Annotated in this window: 14 protein-coding genes and 1 pseudogene; 9 read left to right on the forward strand and 6 right to left on the reverse strand. The window is 62.1% G+C overall.

What is annotated here, in order from left to right:
• Positions 1 to 136 precede the first annotated feature (136 nt).
• On the reverse strand, positions 137 to 1,024 hold the full coding sequence (locus tag FVD38_RS08520; protein WP_123067721.1) for a YicC/YloC family endoribonuclease: 888 nt from the start codon (positions 1,022 to 1,024) through the stop codon (positions 137 to 139).
• A 94-nt stretch (positions 1,025 to 1,118) separates the two neighbouring features.
• On the opposite strand from FVD38_RS08520, the gene FVD38_RS08525 reads away from it, so the two are divergent.
• From FVD38_RS08525 to hemW, 5 genes are all read left to right on the forward strand, one after another.
• Positions 1,119 to 2,123, forward strand: coding sequence for a serine/threonine protein kinase (locus tag FVD38_RS08525; RefSeq protein ID WP_147934418.1), 1,005 nt, complete (start codon positions 1,119 to 1,121; stop codon positions 2,121 to 2,123).
• Positions 2,124 to 2,125: 2 nt separating this feature from the next.
• Positions 2,126 to 3,052, forward strand: coding sequence for a PP2C family protein-serine/threonine phosphatase (locus tag FVD38_RS08530; RefSeq protein WP_147934419.1), 927 nt, complete (start codon positions 2,126 to 2,128; stop codon positions 3,050 to 3,052).
• A 17-nt stretch (positions 3,053 to 3,069) separates the two neighbouring features.
• Complete coding sequence (gene rph, locus FVD38_RS08535; protein WP_147934420.1) at positions 3,070 to 3,801, forward strand: ribonuclease PH; 732 nt, start codon at positions 3,070 to 3,072, stop codon at positions 3,799 to 3,801.
• Positions 3,802 to 3,862: 61 nt separating this feature from the next.
• The gene (rdgB, locus tag FVD38_RS08540) at positions 3,863 to 4,453 is read left to right on the forward strand and encodes an RdgB/HAM1 family non-canonical purine NTP pyrophosphatase (RefSeq protein WP_147934421.1); all 591 of its coding nucleotides are present in this window, start codon (positions 3,863 to 3,865) and stop codon (positions 4,451 to 4,453) included.
• A gap of 1 nt (position 4,454) precedes the next feature.
• Positions 4,455 to 5,690 carry a radical SAM family heme chaperone HemW gene (gene hemW / locus FVD38_RS08545; protein WP_147934422.1) on the forward strand — a complete coding sequence of 412 codons (1,236 nt, stop codon included), beginning with the start codon at positions 4,455 to 4,457 and terminating at the stop codon, positions 5,688 to 5,690.
• A gap of 3 nt (positions 5,691 to 5,693) precedes the next feature.
• Here hemW and FVD38_RS08550 read toward each other — a convergent pair whose 3' ends face one another.
• From FVD38_RS08550 to FVD38_RS08570, 5 genes and pseudogenes are all read right to left on the reverse strand, one after another.
• Positions 5,694 to 6,548: a zinc-binding metallopeptidase family protein gene (locus FVD38_RS08550; RefSeq protein WP_147934423.1), complete on the reverse strand. Its 855-nt coding sequence runs from the start codon at positions 6,546 to 6,548 to the stop codon at positions 5,694 to 5,696.
• A gap of 97 nt (positions 6,549 to 6,645) precedes the next feature.
• Entirely contained in the window at positions 6,646 to 7,767 is a 1,122-nt protein-coding gene (locus tag FVD38_RS08555) for a PepSY-associated TM helix domain-containing protein (RefSeq protein WP_147934424.1), read from the reverse strand.
• A complete protein-coding gene (locus tag FVD38_RS08560; RefSeq protein ID WP_229493520.1) occupies positions 7,767 to 10,142 on the reverse strand; it encodes a TonB-dependent siderophore receptor in 2,376 nt (791 codons plus the stop codon). Before FVD38_RS08560 ends, FVD38_RS08555 begins: the two co-directional genes overlap by 1 nt.
• A gap of 77 nt (positions 10,143 to 10,219) precedes the next feature.
• The gene (locus tag FVD38_RS08565) at positions 10,220 to 11,209 is read right to left on the reverse strand and encodes a FecR domain-containing protein (protein ID WP_147934425.1); all 990 of its coding nucleotides are present in this window, start codon (positions 11,207 to 11,209) and stop codon (positions 10,220 to 10,222) included.
• 6 nt (positions 11,210 to 11,215) lie between these two features.
• Positions 11,216 to 11,701: pseudogene (locus FVD38_RS08570) on the reverse strand (sigma-70 family RNA polymerase sigma factor).
• A gap of 187 nt (positions 11,702 to 11,888) precedes the next feature.
• On the opposite strand from FVD38_RS08570, the gene FVD38_RS08575 reads away from it, so the two are divergent.
• Genes FVD38_RS08575 through FVD38_RS08590 form a run of 4 tightly spaced genes read left to right on the forward strand, consistent with a single transcriptional unit; the run spans position 11,889 to position 18,105 of the window.
• On the forward strand, positions 11,889 to 14,678 hold the full coding sequence (locus FVD38_RS08575; protein ID WP_229493522.1) for a type VI secretion system Vgr family protein: 2,790 nt from the start codon (positions 11,889 to 11,891) through the stop codon (positions 14,676 to 14,678).
• Positions 14,679 to 14,712: 34 nt separating this feature from the next.
• Positions 14,713 to 16,455 carry an esterase/lipase family protein gene (locus FVD38_RS08580; protein WP_147934426.1) on the forward strand — a complete coding sequence of 581 codons (1,743 nt, stop codon included), beginning with the start codon at positions 14,713 to 14,715 and terminating at the stop codon, positions 16,453 to 16,455.
• Positions 16,452 to 17,852 carry a T6SS immunity protein Tli4 family protein gene (locus FVD38_RS08585; protein ID WP_147934427.1) on the forward strand — a complete coding sequence of 467 codons (1,401 nt, stop codon included), beginning with the start codon at positions 16,452 to 16,454 and terminating at the stop codon, positions 17,850 to 17,852. The genes FVD38_RS08580 and FVD38_RS08585 overlap by 4 nt, the downstream gene beginning before the upstream one ends.
• A complete protein-coding gene (locus tag FVD38_RS08590) occupies positions 17,845 to 18,105 on the forward strand; it encodes a PAAR domain-containing protein (protein ID WP_147934428.1) in 261 nt (86 codons plus the stop codon). Before FVD38_RS08585 ends, FVD38_RS08590 begins: the two co-directional genes overlap by 8 nt.
• Positions 18,106 to 18,109 lie beyond the last annotated feature (4 nt).

Raw genomic sequence — 18,109 nt, forward strand, 5'->3', positions numbered from 1 at the left:
GTCGTTCCCGCGAAGGCGGGAACCTAAGTTTGCCAGCGATATCGAAACGCTTGCAACTTGGGTTCCCGCCTGCGCGGGAACGACGGTTTTGGGGCTAACAAAAAAATAAATGTCCGTGCTGAACAACGTCAGCCGATTACTCCAGATTCTGCACCTGTTCCCGCATCTGCTCGATGAGCAGCTTCAGCTCCATCGACGCATCCGCCAGCTCCTTGACCGAGGCCTTGGCGCCCAGCGTGTTCGCTTCGCGGTTCAGTTCCTGCATCATGAAGTCGAGGCGCTTGCCGACCTGGCCGCCTTTTTTCAGGATGTGGCGGGTTTCGTTCAGGTGGGCCGACAGGCGCGACAATTCTTCTGAGACGTCGATGCGGATGCCGTACAAGGTCACTTCTTGCCGGATCCGCTCCAGCACTTCCTGGCGCGTGAGCGTCGATGGATTGCCGTGGCCGGCCAGACCCAATGCATCCTGCATGCGCTCGATGGCCTTGTGCTGGAATTGCGAAATGACTTGCGGGATCAGCGGCGTGATGCGCTTGACGATCGCTTCCATCGATTCGATCCGCGATTGCAGCATCGTTTCGAGCGCCGCGCCTTCGCGCCTGCGGCTGTCGACGAAAGCGGCGATGGTGGTGGCGGTGAGCGCGGCGACGTCGGCCTGCAGCGACTCCTGGCCGATCGTCGATTCTTCGATGACGCCGGGCCAGCGCAGCAGTTCGGCCACCGTCATCGGGGATGCCTGGGCAAAGTGACGCGTCACTTCGCCCTGCAGGCGGGCGAGGTCGGCCAGCAGTTCCTGGTTCAGTGCCGAGGAGCCGCCGCTGACCTTGCGGCCGAACGACAGGCGTACCTCGACCTTGCCGCGCGTGATCGCGGCCATGATCGCCGAACGCAGGTCGGGTTCCAGCGCGCGCAATTCGTCATTGATGCGGAACTGCAGATCGAGGAAGCGCGAGTTGACGCTCTTGATTTCGATCGTGAGGGTTCCGGCAGCGCCTTCGCTGGTGGCGACCGCATAACCTGTCATGCTTGAAATGCTCAATGGGATCCCCGGTTTTTATTCTTTACAAAGCCGACATTTATCCACACAATCGCCCTGTTTAGCAAGGAAACCCACTTGGATGGCTGCACAGAATAACGCTCCCCTGCCCGATGGGCTGGACATTGCCGGATACCGCATTGTAAAGAAAATTGCGTCCGGTGGGTTCAGTATTGTTTACCTTGCCTATGACAGCGAAGGCAATGCGGTCGCCATCAAGGAGTATTTACCGAGCGCGCTCGCGCTGCGCCAGCCGGGCGAACTGGTGCCCGTCGTCGCCAAGCCGCACCTGGCCGTGTTCCGCATCGGCCTCAAGTGTTTCTTCGAAGAGGGCAGGGCGCTGGCGCGCATCGTGCACCCGAACGTGGTGCGCGTGTTGAACTTTTTCCGCGCCCACGACACCGTGTATATGGTGATGGCCTACGAATCCGGCCACTCGCTGCAAGAGCACATCGCGCGCGCCGCCGCCAAAGGCAGCCGCCCCGGCGAGCAGTTCGTGCGCCAGGTATTTACGGGTGTCTGCGCCGGCCTGCGCGAAGTGCACGCCAACAAGCTGCTGCACCTGGACCTCAAGCCCGCCAACATCTATCTGCGCCTTGATGCCTCTCCCTTGCTGCTCGACTTCGGCGCCGCGCGCCAGACCCTGCACAGCGACGCGCCGATGCTGGCGCCGATGTACACGCCGGGTTTCGCCGCGCCCGAACTGTCCACGCGCGGCGCCAGCCTCGGACCGTGGACCGATATCTACAGCCTCGGCGCCGCCATGCTGGCCTGCATGAGCTGTTCGACCCCGCAGTCGGTCGAGGCGCGCCGCGCCGGCGACAAGCTGCTCGAGCAGCTCGATAAACTGGTGGGCCGCTATTCGCCCGAGCTGATCGACCTCGTGCAAGCCTGCCTGGCGCTCGATCCACTCGCGCGTCCGCAGAGCGTGTTCGCGATCCAGAAAGCGCTGCAGGCCGCACCGGCCAAGCCGCTCGCGGCGCCGTCCGCATCGGTAGCGGCAAAGGCGGCGCTCCAAGGCGAGGCGCGCGGCGGCTGGCGCGGACTCGTCGACCGTCTCGGCGCAATCGGGCGCGGCCAGGGGTAATCATGCAATTTTCCGTCTACCAGCAAAGTCATATCGGCGGCCGCAAGGTCAACCAGGACCGCATGGGCTACTGCTTCACGCGCGACTCGCTGCTGCTCCTGCTGGCCGACGGCATGGGCGGGCACATGAACGGCGAGATCGCCGCGACCATCGCGCTGCAGACGGTGTCGATGATGTTCCGCATGCAGGCGCGTCCCTACGTCAAGCGCCCCGAGCGCTTCCTGGAAGAAGCGCTGCTGCAGGCCCACCACGACATCCAGGCCTATGCCGCCACCCACGGCCTGCCCGAGATGCCGCGCACGACCGTCGTGGCCTGCCTGGTGCAGCACAACTGCGCGGTATGGGCCCATGCCGGCGACTCGCGCCTGTACTGGGTGCGGCGCAACCAGGTGCTGGCGCGCACGCGCGATCATTCGCATTTCGAGTATTTGGTCGACCGCGGCCGCGCCGATCCGAGCGAGCGCGCGACCCACCCCGACCGCAACAAACTGTACAACTGCCTGGGCGCCTCGAGCGCGCCGAAGATCGAGCTGTCGCACCAGGTCAGCCTGCAGCCGGGCGACGTGCTGCTGCTGTGCTCCGACGGCCTGTGGTCGATGCTGCCCGAGGCCGAGATCGTGCACCGCCTGGCCACCGGCAGCGTGGTGCAGGCCGTACCCGACTTGGTGCAGATGGCGGCCGCCGTCGGCGGCGCCCAGGCCGACAACACGACCGCGCTGGCCATCGCCTGGCAGGGCGCCGACACCGCGCATGCTGGCCTGCCGAATGTGATCTCGACCCAGCTGCTGGGCGAGGACATGGTCAGGTCGACCATCGTCGAGGCCGATGCGGTCCCGGGCGGCGCGGACGCCTTCGGCGACGACGATATCGAAAAAGCGATTGCCGAGATCCGTGCGGCGATCGAGAAGTCATCCCAAGTCATCAAGTAAATAAGAAAGCAACCGTCATGACATTTGAACAGCGGCCCAGCGGCCGCGCGGTCGACCAGCTGCGCCCCGTCGCCATCACCCGCAACTACACGCGTCACGCCGAAGGCTCGGTATTGATCGAGTTCGGCGACACGAAGGTGATCTGCACCGCCAGCATCGAAGAGAAGGTGCCGGGCTTTTTGAAAGGGAAGGGCCAGGGCTGGCTGACCGCCGAATACGGCATGCTGCCGCGTTCGACCCACAGCCGCATGGACCGCGAAGCCGCGCGCGGCAAGCAGAGCGGCCGCACCCAGGAAATCCAGCGCCTGATCGGCCGCTCGCTGCGCGCCGCCTTCGACCTGGAAGCGTTCGGCGAGCGCACCCTGCACCTCGACTGCGACGTGATCCAGGCCGACGGCGGCACCCGCACGGCAAGCATCACCGGCGCCATGGTGGCGGCCCATGACGCCTTCGCCAAACTGGTGGCGGCCGGCCTGATCCCGGCAATCCCGGTGCGCCATTTCGTGGCCGCCGTCTCGGTGGGCGTGTATCGCGGGGAGCCGGTGCTCGACCTCGACTATCCGGAGGATTCGGATTGCGATACCGACATGAACGTGGTGATGACCGAGACCGGCCACTTCATCGAAGTGCAGGGCACGGCAGAGGGCGCGGCCTTCGACCGCGCCGGCATGAACCGCCTGCTGGATCTGGCGCAGCAGAGCATCGCCGACCTGATCCAGCTGCAGAAGCAGGCCTTGCAGCTGCTGTAGCCTGCGTTGCCCTTATGAAGCCGGTAAAATAGCCGGCTCATTTAATCCAACCCGCATAACCATGACCCAACGCCTGATCCTCGCTTCCAACAACGCCGGCAAGCTGAAGGAGTTCGCCCAGCTGCTCGGCCCCATCGGTTTCGAGCTGCATCCGCAGGGCGAATTCGACGTGCCGGAGGCGGAAGAGCCGTTCGGCACCTTCGTCGAGAACGCGCTGGCCAAGGCGCGCCACGCGTCGCGCCTGACCGGCCTGCCGGCGCTGGCCGACGATTCGGGCGTGTGCGTGAATGCGCTCGGCGGCGCGCCGGGCGTGTATTCGGCACGATTTGCCGGCGAACCGAAATCGGACGCCCGCAACAACCAGAAGCTCGTCGCCGACCTGGCGGGGCTTGGTGACAAATCGGCCTATTACTATTGCGTGCTGGTCTACGTGCGCCATCCGGACGATCCGCAGCCGGTGATCGCCGACGGCCGTTGGAATGGCGAGATCATCGCCAATCCGCGCGGCGAGAACGGCTTCGGCTACGATCCGCATTTCCTGATCCCGTCGCTCGGCAAGACCACCGCCGAGCTGGCGCCGGAACAAAAGAATGCACTGTCCCACCGCGGCCAGGCGCTGCGCGCGCTGGTCGAGAAACTGAAGTCCGCCTGACATGATCCCGATTAAAGTCGCCGCCCCCGGGCCGAGCGAGCCGCGTTCGCCGGCCAGCGCCGCGCTGCAATACCTGCAGCCGGGTGCGCTCAACCTCTCCGCCTTGCCGCCGCTGTCGCTGTACGTGCACTGGCCCTGGTGCGTGCGCAAATGCCCGTACTGCGATTTCAATTCGCACGAGGCGAAGGGCGAGCTGCCCGAGCAGGCCTACCTGGACGCGCTGCGTCTCGACCTGGAGCAGTCGCTGCCGCTGATCTGGGGCCGCAAGATCCATACTGTCTTCATCGGCGGCGGCACGCCGAGCCTGATGTCGGCCGCCGGCCTGGACCGCCTGATGTCCGACCTGCGCACCCTGCTGCCGCTGGAGCTGGACGCCGAGATCACGATGGAAGCCAATCCCGGCACCTTCGAGGCCGAGCGCTTCAAGAGCTACCGCGAGAGCGGCATCAACCGCCTGTCGATCGGCATCCAGAGCTTCAACCCGGCGCACCTGAAGGCGCTGGGCCGCATCCATGACGGCGACGAAGCGCTGCGCGCGGTCGAGATCGCGAAGAACACCTTCGAGAACTTCAACCTCGACCTGATGTATGCGCTGCCGTCGCAGACATTGGAAGAAGCGCGCCGCGACCTGGAAACGGCGCTGTCGTTCGCGCCGCCGCATCTGTCGCTGTACCACCTGACGATGGAACCGAACACGGTGTTCGCCAAGTATCCGCCCGCGCTGCCGGACGACGACCTCTCCGCCGACATGCAGGACATGATCGCCGAGGTGACCGGCGCGAGCGGCTACGAGCACTACGAGGTCTCGGCCTATGCCCAGCCGGGCCGGCGTGCGCGCCACAACCTGAACTACTGGAAGTTCGGCGACTACCTGGGTATCGGCGCCGGCGCCCACTCGAAGCTCTCGTTCCCGCACCGCGTGCTGCGCCAGGCGCGCTTCAAGCAGCCGGCATCCTTCATCGAGGCGGCCAAGCGCGGCAATCCGGTGCAGGAAGAACACGAGATCGGCCGCGCCGACATGGGCTTCGAATTCATGCTCAACGCGCTGCGCCTGACCGGCGGCTTCGATCCGAACCTGTTCGGCGAGCGCACCGGCATGAACATCAGTGCGATCGCGAAGGCGCTCAACGAGGCCGAGGCGAAAGGGCTGATCTACCGCGACCACAAGCTGATCAAGCCGACCGAGCTGGGACAGCGCTTCCTGAACGACCTGCAAGAGATGTTCCTGGCCGGGTAAGGCCTACGTGTCGACCGCGCCGGCCAGCGCAGCCAGGGTGCGCGACAAGCCGCCGACGATGCGCGCCATGCCGTCGTAGTCGTTACGATCCTGGGCCTGAGCTTGCGCCTGTCGCGGTGGCGCCTCGGCGTGGAAATAGGGAAAGCGCAGGAAGCCGGCATCGGTGATCACCAGCGCAGGCCCGTCTTGCGGCCCGCTGCCATGCCCGGACAGGGTGAGCCCCATCACGTGGGCCGGCGCCGCCAGCCCCTGGTGGGCCAGCCTCGGATCGCTGCGCAGGGCAGCCAGCGCCTGGCGCACCTGCGCCGACGAGTCACGCGTTCCGATAAAAGCCATGAAGTTGCCGCCATCGCGGCGGCCGGCGCTGGCGCGCCGCTCCGCGCTTGCGTAAGGCTCATCGTTCACGAAAAAGACGAAGCGGACCTCGGTGCCGTAGGCGGGATGCAGCGTCCGGGCCGCGCGCGCCAGTTCGAGCACGGCGGCCGTGCCCGCGCTGCCGGCGGCCGCGTCGTGACCGAAGTGGGCGCCGACGATGAAAGTGCGGCTGGGACGCTCGCCGGACGCCAGCCTGGACACCGTCACCTCGATGCTGCGGCCCGCATGCGCCACGTCGCCGCCTTGCCTGACACGAGGGGTATAACCGTAACGCCGAAGCGAGGTTTCGACGTGGCGGAGCGCGCCATGTCGTGTGTAATTCGGGGCGCCCGGTGCGACCGAGGCCAGCGCCTGGGTATGCGCCTGCAGGCGCGACGCCAGCGGCGGCACGCTCGAACTCGTGTCCATGGTCACCATCGCCAGCACGATGGCCAGCAGGATCGCGAGGATGACTTTCCAGTGTGAGTTGAAAAAATTGCGCATGGCGTCACACTGCGCCGCGGGGCGCATTGGCAGCAGTCGGTGAATCCAGTGTATCCAAATCGCCGCAGATACGCGCCGGCGCACCGGCAATTCCGCGTTACAACTTGGACAAGACGGGCTGCGCCGGCGTGCGCCGACCGGCGCGCAGGCGCGCCCGGCGGCGCTGCCACCACAGCACCAGGCCGGTGCCGCCGAGGGCGCCCAACATCAGGCCGAGCACGGCCACCGCGGCCTCGCCCGCGATGCCGCCCAGTTCCCCCGTATGCAGCGGATAGACGATGGAATTGATGCGCGTGCCGGGATCGAGCGTGTCCCAGCGGTGGCGCGCCAGCACCTGGCTGCTGCGCGGGTCGAGCCAGACGACCGAACGCCCGTTGGGATGCGGATCGTCGGGCACGTGCATGCGCACGGCCAGCGGGCGATCCAGGCGCGGCGTGTACAGGAACAGGCCGATGCGGCCATCCGGGAAGGCCGCTTGCGCGGCGGCGGCCAGCTCGTCGAGCGAGGCCGCCGGTCCGTCACCGGCGGGCAGCTTCGGGGCCGCGACGACGGGGGCGCCCGCGAGCCGGCTGATCCAGCCGCCGATCGGCCGCCAGGCAAGATAGGCGCCGGTGGCGATGCTCACCCCCAGGACCAGCGCGAACACGACGCCGCCGATGCGGTGCAGGTCGAAGGAAGCGCGTGTAAATCCCTTGCCGAGTTCGATCCGCAGCGAGGGCGGCCAGCGGCGCGGCCACCACAGCACGACGCCGGACACCGCCAGCAGCAGGTACACGGCCGCGGCCAGCGCCAGGATGGCCTTGCCGGTCTGCTCCAGCCACAAGGCGCTGTGCAGGCCGTGCAGCAGCGACACTATCCCTTCATGTTCGCCGCGCCGGCCCTGTTCGGCGCCGGTGGCCGGGTGCAGGTACAGCGAGCCGCGCCACTCACTGCGCACCAGCACCTCCAGCGTGGCGCCGGCTTCGCGTGGCGGACGGAAGGAGAAGGCGGCCTTGGGGCCGAATTCGGAGGCCAGGCGCGCGCGCAGCGCTTCCAGCGAGACCGCCTGCGCCGCCGGCTGCTGCGCGGCCACGAAGTAGGCCGGATGCAGCCAGCGGTCCAGCGGCCACGCCACGACCAGCAGCGAGCCGGTCAGCCCGGAGACGATCAGCAGCCACCCCAGGCCGAGCGCGGTCCAGCGGTGGCACTTGAGCCAGAGGCCGCGCAACGATGCCGTCATCAGTACGCCAGCCGCAGCTGGACGTAGAGCATGCGCGGTGCGCCTACCATGCGGCCGCCGTTGGTGTCGGTATTGCGCGTGTAGTAGCGGCGGTCGGCCAGGTTGTTGATCCCCAGCTGGAAGTCGGGTCCCTTCTTGCCCGCCATCTTGTAGCTCAGCTGCGCATTGATCACGCCGAAGCCCGCGACCCGACCGAGCGCCGCGTTGGCCGTCTCGGGCACCGTGTTCGCGGTGTCGGTGTAGTGCTTGCCCTGCGCCGTGGCCGACAGGCCGAAGGCCCACGCGTTCACCGTATAGCGTGCGCCGAGCGAGCCGGTCTGGCGTGAGTAGAAGGGCACGTCGCGGCCTTCGAACTCGCCCGACTCCTGGATCGCGCGCACATAGGTATAGTTGGCGTACAGGTTCAGGCCGGCGAGCGGACCGGTCTTGTCGAAGTCGTAGTCGAGCGCGAGCTCGACGCCGTCGTGGGTGGTCGCGCCCAGGTTGCGGAACACGGCCGGATTGGTCCCGGGGATCGACAGGATCTGGTTGTCGAAGCGCAGGTCGAACAGGGTGAGTTCGGAGCGCAGCTGCTGGCCCGCATAGCGCACGCCGGCTTCCCATGTTTTGGCGACTTCCGGGTCGAGCGGATTGGTCTCGGACATCGAGTTCAGCTGCGTGTACTGCACGGCGCCGAACGAGGTGCTGTAGGCCGTGTACAGGGTAAGGCGCTCGCTCGGCAGCCAGGAGACGTTCATCGACGGCAGCGCGCGGCTGTTCCGCACGTGGAAGGGCGTGTCGTCGGCCGTGCCGCTCGGGTTGCGGTCGCTTTCGATCTTTTCGTAGCGCAGGCCCGGTGTGATCCGCCACTTGCCGTAGGCGATGCGGTCGTCGACGTAGACGGCGTGCGCGCGCGTGCCGTTCTCGAACACCTGGATGGCGCCGACCTGCTGGCCGGTGGCGGCGATCGTCGGAATGCGCCGGTCCTGGCCCGTTTCGCGGATGTAGCGGTAGCCGACCGTGACGTCGTGGGTGGCCGGCCCCCACGCCAGGCGCTGCGTGTAGCGCGGCTCGAATCCGCGCACCTCGTTGTCGCGCGGCTGGTATTCGATGCGGCCTTGGGCGGCATTGGCCAGCGAGCTTTCGCGCGCGCTGTCGTAGGCATAGGCGCGCACCTCAAATTCCTGGGTGGCCGAGAGGGCATTCACATAGCCGACGTCGACCTGGTCGCGCTCGCCCTTCCAGTAGTCGGTGGGATGGGTGTTCTGGAACGGATCGCGTTCGTACTGGGCTGGCGTGAGGCCGCCCGGCGTCATCGACTTGACGTCGTAGTGGGCGATCTTGCCGTAGACCTCGGACGATGGGCCGAGCTTCCGGCGCCACTTCAGCGCGATGTCGTTGTAGCGGTCGTCACTGCCGGCGCGCCAATGGTCGCCCTCCATGCCGGAGTAGAGCAGGGCGACGCCGAAACCGCTATCGAGTTCGGTGCCGAGGTAGGCCGAGACCTGATGGTTCGAGCCGCCGCGTTCATAGCTGTTGTAGCGCGCCGAGGCATCCGCCGTCAGGCCGCCCTGGCTGGGCACCGGGCGGGTCTTGAAGTTGATGATCCCGCCGACGTTCTGCGGGCCGTAACGCACCGCGCCGCCGCCGCGCACGACGTCGATCGAATTGAGGTTGCCGAGACTCGTCGGCGCCAGCACCAGGTTCGGCTGGCCATACGGCGCCATGGCCAGCGGGATCCCGTCGATCAGCATGGTCGAGCGGAAGGAGTTGCGCGGGTTCAGGCCGCGGATGCCGATATGCAGGCCGACCGAGCTGCCGGTATTGCTGGTGCTGCCGCTGACCTGCACGCCGGGAATGCCGCGCAAGACGTCGGAGATCGTCGACGCGCCGCTGTCGACGATCTGTTCGCGCCGCACCAGGGTCCTGGCGCCGCCAAACCCCTGCACGCTGTTTTCCAGGCCCGTGCCCAGCCAGTCGCCGACCACCGTGATGGTCTGCAGCATGCCGATGTCGCGTGGCGTGGCGTCCGCTTTCGATAGCGCCGGCCGGCGGCCGATGACGTAGCCCTCGCCCGATTGCGGCGCGGCCTGCGCGCCGGTGTCGGCCAGCAGGGCCGCAAGGCCGTCGGCGACCGTGTAGCGTCCGTCCAGGCCCGGGCTGGCCAGGCCGGCCACGTCCTGCGGACGAAACGCGACCGTGACCCCGGCTTCGCGGGCGAAGCTGGACAAGGCCTGCGCCAGGGGACCGGCGGCGATCCGGTATTGCCGCACGTCTGGGGTGGCGGCTTGCGCATGGGCTGCGGGTGCATGCGTGGCTGCACCCAGCGTTATACAGGCGATGAGCGCCGGCAGGGTGAGGTGGGCCAGGGCGGCAGGGATGTGCGGCGACTCCAATTCGATTCCTTTCGTTTGCTTGACGGCGTAGTAGCCGAACGGGCGACGAAAAAGGGACAGGAGGATGCAAAAATTTTTCAGCCGGCCTGCGACGTCACCGTGACCAAATAGGCGGTGCGCCGGACGATGCGCACCGGCAGGGTCTGGCCGATGACGTCCAGGACATGGTCGGTATCCTCGATCCGGAACACGCCCGACACGCGCAGCTTCGCTACCTCTGGCGCGCAGCGGATGATCCCCGGGCGAAAGCGCGCGAGCTCCTGCAGGAAGGCGTCGAGCCGCATGGCGTCGGCTTCCAGCATGCCCCTGGTCCAGGCCGGGGCAGACGACGAAGGCAGGCGTGCGGGTTCGATGTCTTCGAACGCCCGCGCCGAGAACCTTACGCTGCCGCCGGCCTCCACGATCCTGCGCTCGCCGCTGTCGCGCAGGACGACTTCCACCCGGTGCTCCAGCACGTTCAACAGCGTGCGGCCGCCATCCGCGTCGAGCGCGCGCACGGTGAAGCGGGTGCCAAGGGCCTGCAGCCGTCCGTGGGCAGTATCGACCATGAAGGGCCGCGCCTTGCCGAGCGTGTCGCGGGCGGTCTCGATATAGATTTCTCCACGTTCAAGTTCGACCAGTCGCGTGCTCTCCGAATAGCGCACCGCGATATCGGTGGCCGTGTTGAGCCGCACCGCGCTGCGGTCGGCCAATACCACGGGACATTGTTCTCCGACGCCGGCGCGGAAGACGCCGTCCGCTTCGCCGCGTGACATCCGGTGGCCGAACCAGCCGGCCGGCAGCGCAACGCCCAGCGTCGCCAGGGTCTTGAGGATGGCGCGCCGGTTGCCGCCTGGTTGCCGGGTGAGGACGGGAACGCCCAGCTCGGGCGCGACCGCGCCGAATTTGCGGCTCAGCCGTTCGGCGCGCTGCCAGGCCTGTTCTTGTTCGGGCCTGGCCTGGCGCCAGCGCGCGAAGGCCTGGTGGTCGGCTTCGCCGGCCGCGCCGGAATGCAGGCGCACCAGCCAGTTCGCCGCTTCCTTGGCGACTTCCGGATCGAGCGGCGCGGTGAGGTCAGGGCCGGGCATGGTGGTTCAGCACATCGCGTTCAGGCACAGCTCGAAGCCCTGGGCCATATAGCGCTTGACCGTACGGTCGCTCAGTCCGGTGCGAGCGGCGATCTGCATATAGGTCAGGCCCTCGAGCTGCGACAGCACGAACACTTCGCGCGCCTTCGGCGCCAGCTGGGCCAGCATGGCGTCCAGCTGCTGCAGTTCCTGCTGCATGGAGACGAGTTGTTCGGGCGAGAAGGCGACATCCTCGGCGAGGGCGGCCAGCGTTTCCAGCCATGCCTGCTCGAGCTACCGGCGCCGCCAGTGGTCGTTGAGCAGGCCGCGCGCGATGGTGGCCAGGAAGGCGCGCGGCTCGACGATGCCGGGGACTTCGTCGGGCCGGCGCAGCAGGCGCAAAAAGGTGTCGTGCGCGAGATCCACCGCGTCGTCGGCACTGTCGAGCCGCTGACGCAACCAGCGGCATAGCCAGCCGTGGTTGTCCTTGTACAGAAGTTGGATGGTAGACATGGCGGATCGCTTCGCGCTGCCTGGTTTTTGCCAAGAGAGCAAAGGCCTTGCGGCAAGGATGGTCGGTGTAAATCGCAAATGATATCGATTATTGTTCTCATTTGCAATCGATGTCGGGCAACCACGGTGAGTCGTGGCAGTTGCGCCCTGTCAACCTCATCGTGATTTGGCATGGCTATGATCGGCTTTGCTCACCGGCACTAGCGAACTGTTCATTCATGAGGTGGATAACGTGATCATCGATAAGACTGCAGCCGGTGTTAGTAGTTTGACCGACATGAACCGCGCCATACGGCTGCGTCTGTCCACCCCGAGCGGTATCGTCGACGACCTGCTGTTGGTGAAATACGTCAGCGGCGTCGAGACGATCTGTGGAGGGATTGAATATGCGCTGCAGTGCGTTTCACTCCAGGCGGGCATGGAGCTCAAGCGCTTTATCGCCAATCCGGTCGAACTTCAGTTCGTGACCGACTCGGGGAAGCTTCGCACTGTATGCGGGATTATTGGCGGCGTGAGCGAAGGGCAGAGCGATGGAGGGCTTGCAACTTATCAGTTGATGGTTCGGGATGCGCTTTCGCTGCTGGAGCAGACCTGTAATACACGGGTCTTCCGCAATCGCAACGAGATCGACATCACCGAGACTATCTTGCGCGAGTGGCGCCTGGCCAATCCAATCGCAGCGGCCGCATTTCGTTTCGAGTCGGTTGGGTTGAAGCAGTACCCGCCTCGCGAGTTCACGATGCAATATAACGAATCCAATGCTGCCTTCTTGCGGCGTCTCTGGAAGCGTCGGGGTATTGCGTGGTTCATCAAGGCGGGCGCGTCGAATGAACGGGGAAGTAGCGATGTCCCGGTCCATACGCTTGTCCTTTTCGATAGCCCGAACGCGCTGGAGCAGAATCCGGCCGGTGCGGCGCGCTACCACCGCGATCACGGTACGGAGCAACGCGACAGCATTACGTCCTGGCATGCGGTACGTAAGCTGACGGCTGGGCGTGTCAATCGCCACAGTTGGGATTATGCCCAGACGTGGTCCATGAGTAGCCAGGAAACGAGTCTGGTCGACAAGGGAGCGATGGGCAACCAGTTCGCGGCCAGTCTCGATGAGTACCTGATCGATTCCCCACATGCTGGAAACAACGCCGACGATTATCGAAGCCTTGGCGTGCTGCGTATGCAGCGCAAGGAATTCGAAGCCAAGTTCTGCCAGGGAGAAAGCGGCGATCGGGACATGCGGGTTGGGCAATGGCGTCGCATGAATGGGCATCCGGAGATCGATACCCATCCGGCGGATCAACGGGAATTCGTTTGTACCGAGTTGCGGGTGGAAGCCGAGAACAACCTGCCGAAAACGCTCGACGAAAAAGTCGGACGTTTATTCTCCCTGAACCGTTGGAGCAGCGATCGCGCAGCCTTGTTGCAGGCCAGCGCTGAACGCGGCGTGCGTTATACGAACCGCTTTACATGTGTGCGGAGAGGGATCCCAATTGTTCCCGCCTACGATCCGCGCATCGAGCTTCCACGGACCGAGGCGCAGACCGCTATCGTGGTCGGACCTGCGAATCAGGAAATTCATTGTGATGAGCGTGGTCGCATCAAAGTCCTCTTTCCCGCATGCCGTTCGGAAAACCATGCGCATGCGGATGGAGCGGGCGCTTCTGGTAGCGATCGTGACTCGGCATGGCTACGCGTGGCGTCAGGGTGGGCGGGAAACCAATATGGGGCGATCTCCCTGCCGCGCGTAGGCGACGAGGTCGTAGTGGTGTTCATGGGCGGTGATCCGGACAAGCCTCTTGTCATCGGAAACGTTCACGGTGCGCGGACGCCGTCACCTTCGTTCAGCCGCTATAGCGTCCTTCCCGGCGACAAGCACCTCTCTGGAATCGTGAGCAAGGAAGGGCAGGGGACGCGGGCCAATCAGCTTCGCATGGACGACACGCCGGGGCAGATCAGCGCGCAGCTTGGGAGCGAGCATGGACACAGCCAGCTCAATCTTGGTTATCTCACGCATCCAAGGCGAGACGGTTCGGCCGAGCCGCGTGGCGAAGGTGCAGAACTGCGTACTGACGCAGCGCTGGCCTTGCGGGGTGGGCAGGGGATTCTCATCAGTGCGGACGCGTCGCTGCGCGCTGCAGGGCGGTTGCTGGATCGCGATGGATTGGCGGGGCTGTCGGAGGCGCTGACGAACATACAGAAACAGCTGGCAGAGCTGGCCGAGACGCATGAGACGGATGCGGTCGAAGGAGAATCGCTGTCACAGCTTAAGTCGCATCTTGAGCAATGGGAGGACGGTGGCAACACAGCGGGGAAATCGGCATCAGGAGACGGAGGGAAGCCGATTGTCGCTATCGAAGCGCCTGCCGGAGTACTGCTGGGTAGTCAGTCGGGTGTGGCGATTGGAGCGCAGACCCATATCGACCTGGTCAGTGTTCGGAATACGCAGGTTTCGGCCGGGCGCAGATTGGTCCTTCATGCGCTGCAGGGAATCAGTTTGTTCGCTCATTCACTTGGGACCAAGTTGGTTGCGGGGAGTGGAAAGGTTGAAATCGAGGCACAGGACGAGAGCGTGGAGATCACGTCGGCGAAACGTATTGTCCTCTCCGCCACCGAAGAAATCGTCTTGCAATCGCCGAAGGTGACAGTTGTGACGCAAGGAGCGCAAATGGCACTCGGCGATGGTGCAGTTATCCATCAATGTACTGGCAGTTTCACAGTCAAATCCTCGAAAACCGAGTTTCCTGGTGCTGGTGACGGAGGTTCGTTGTCGATGCGGATGCCGAAGAGCATGGTTGAACATGACCAGCGCGTGCGGTTGGCCGATATGTCCACCGGGGAGCCGCTTGGTGATCAACGTTATAGGGTGACATTAGAGGATGGACAGGTCATTGAAGGGCGTACCACCGCCGATGGGATGACGCAGAACTTTACTTCAGATATTCCGTTCGGTAGATATACGATCGAAGTGTTGGATAACTAATTCTACGAGTTGCGATCTAATAACAGGATGAGAAATGAATTCTTCATTCAGGCCTTATGGATACAAGCTTCCGGTGAACCCACAGACAAAGCAAGGGGGCATTGCTCAAGGATTTGTCACTCCGAAAAAAGACCGAACTCTCCAAGTGCAGTGTATTCCACCTAAAAAGGTTCTGCCTATCGTTTTTATTCCTGGAATTATGGGGTCGAACCTAAGATTGACTCGGGCACGTCAAGAAGAAATTGGGCAAAAACATAATATATCTTGGAGGCCAGATAATTTTGCAGTCACCATTCAGCAGTTCGATGATACGCCTGCTGAGAGGCAGAGTCGGCTTGACCCAAAGGTTACAGAGGTTGATACTTATGAGCCGGCGCACAACAAGACGGGAAACTCTACAGAGACTGCCGATCAAAGAAACGAGACCGTACGGTATTCGAACGGCTACGGAGGTTGGCATCGTTTCGATGGGCCATTGCTGCAAGGTGATTTGCCCGGAACTAAAAATGGCCGTACACAAGATCAAAAGGCGAGAGCGCGCGGATGGGGTGAGGTTTATTTCGGTAGTTATCAGTCTATTCTGACAGCGTGCGAAAACAAGCTTAATTCCGCATTCTCTGGCGGTGTCATGGAGAAATATCTTAGAAATTATATTGTTGGCGTGGATCCGTCAAAATGGCAGGCGCATCCGAATTTTCCAATGAAGCCTATTGATGAGAAATGCATGCGTGAAGCGGTAAAAGGGTGTTGGTTCCCCGTTCATGCTATGGGATACAACTGGTTAAAAAGTAATCGGCTGGCTGGTATCGCTATTGCGAAGAGAGTCTGTGGCCTGATTGAGGAGTATCGGCGTCAGGGATTTGAGTGCGAAAAAATAATATTTGTCACACATTCAATGGGTGGCCTGGTGGCTCGCGCCGCGATCCATTCAGGAATAGGGGGAATCAGCGATAAGGTGTTGGGAATTATTCATGGTGTTATGCCTGCAGTGGGTGCGGGGGCCGCATACAAGAGAATGCGCTGCGGTGTTGAAGCATCATGGTATAGCCTACCAGCTAATATTGGAGCAGGAATCTTAGGAGATAATGGGGAAGATGTTACTGCTGTCCTCGCAGGAGCGCCAGGCGCGCTTGAACTGCTTCCCAGTCGGTTTTATGGAATGCACTGGCTCGAATTGAGGAAAGGTGACAATCTAGTTGCTAGTTGGCCAGAAAAATGCCCTTATGAAGAAATCTACAAGGCGACAAGAAAGTGGTATGGCCTATTCAAAGAAGAGTGGATTAATCCGGCTGGACTGGTAAATGCTGGAGTCTCTCATACTTTGTGTCATCTAGAGGCGGCGCGAATTTTTCATGAAGAAATTGCTGATGTGTATCATGAGAATAGTTACGCGCACTACGGCTCTGATATTGATAGAAAGGCTTGGTATAAAGTCGTGTGGAGAGCGGAATCTTCTGCAGGATTCAAACACGGCGACTCACTTCGAACTGTAGGCGACGATCGGCGAGGGGAACTCCGACTGGTCAACACTGCAGCAAAAGAAAGGGAGGTGGACGATTCAGAGTTTGGTGTTGAAATGCAGGCCGCCGCAGAGGCCGGCGATCAAACCGTTCCTTTGCACTCCGGCGATGCTCAGCTCAGGAGTGGAAAGTTCCGGGGAATTTTTAGGCAGTCGGGTTATGAACACCAAGCAAGCTATGCTGATCCAGCAGTAGTTAATGCTACATTGTACTGTTTATTTAAAATAATATATGAAATGAATTGGTCTAGATCATGAAGAAATTTTCGCTAGATCAAAATTCATGGATTGTTGCATTGGTGGCTTCAGTTGCTGTTGCCGTAGTGGCGAGTTATGCGTTCAGATATTTTACAGGGGATTTCATGAACAATTCATCTGAACGCGTTGTTGCCATGTTTGAAAAAACTCGATTGGCGTGTTTTGGAAGATTCGTTATTTCCGTCCCGGAAGATACAGTCATCATTCATGGCGTGGCGCAGTTGGACGGTAATTTCAACGTTAAACGCGGTAAGGCAAAAAATATCGATGAAGTAACCTCATCCCGACTTCAAGAGGCAGAAGAGGAAAGAGAGTATCTATCTGCTTCGCAAATAAAGGATCTTCCGTTGGTTGGCGAGGTAATAGATGGCCTCCTGCCTGGTCAGAAGCTCGTTTTCGGAGCAAGAGGGTCAATCGGCTACACCATCCACTCTTACATGCCATTGGGAAGTGACCTATTTGTGTTGGAAGTAGATGACGAATTGAATGTAAAGTCTAGAGTCCAAGAAATGAACCGTTTCGCCTCGCAGTTACGATTACGTAGAAATTCTGAAATTCCAGGCGCTCCGGGATTTTGCGTTGATGGAGGGGTTGTCGATATCCAACCAGAATATGAAAACACTGCATTTGGGCTTCACTTCAAAGAGTTTCCAGATGTCCGTTTCTCGATAAGAATGCGAAAAAATCGTGATTATTTGCAGGAAAGCAGCAGTCCCTCAGCTTTGCGCAAGAGTGCCAAGGAACGCGCTAGTGTTATTCAGCTGGCAAGCTTCTTTGCCCGCATCACGACACTGCGCGAAGGTCGTCGTCAACTTAATGGTTGGGAAGGCGAAGAAATCCTAACCAGAAGGCCAGAATACAAAGACGATACTGATGCACACGAATTTAGGTTCTTCAGCGTGGGTCAGCGTCACGACGCACTGCACCCGCTGTTGGATATCCGTATGGATACTGGCGTGAGGGAAAACGCTAGAGCCAGTGTCAGGCCGAGCCTTACTGACGAAGCGGCATTGGTATTGTGGGACAAGCTCCTCCCAACTATTCGTGTGCGCCAGCCAAGCGATGCCACGCCGCCAAACGCGCCTTCATCCACGGTATCGCTTGGAAGTGTGATGAAATCGGGAGACATCTGTCCTCAATCCGGTTGGTGGGAATGCCTGGAAAAACGGAAAATTGAGGGTGAGCGGCGCCGATTCTTCAAGGCAGGCGACAAGTTGTCACCTGTGTTGGCAGATGGCGGTGCGAGTTTATGGAATACGCTGATCGGTAATACACATCAAATAGCAACGGTCGAGTGGAAGTTGCTTGAATACGATCCCTCATCTGCATTCTCGGTCGATACAAAAAGTGCTGGCATTCCACAAGCTGACAATGATACGAAGGAAAACGATGCCTAATGTAATTCGCTTGAACAACCCCACCAGTCACGGCGGGAAAGTAAGCAAGGTTGCCGCGACCCACTTCACTGTCGGAGGCGTTGGCGTGGCATGCGTCGGCGATACATGTACGTGCCCCGTACATGGTTCAGTGACTATTGTGGAAGGAGAGGAAAACCACACCATCGGCGGTCTTGCCGTCGCTTATGACGGCCACAAGACCAGTTGCGGTGCGACGCTGGTCTCAACGGTAACGAACTTCGTCCACAATTGATCAG

It is taken from the genome of Massilia arenae (assembly GCF_008014745.1).
GTDB lineage: Bacteria > Pseudomonadota > Gammaproteobacteria > Burkholderiales > Burkholderiaceae_D > Telluria > Telluria arenae.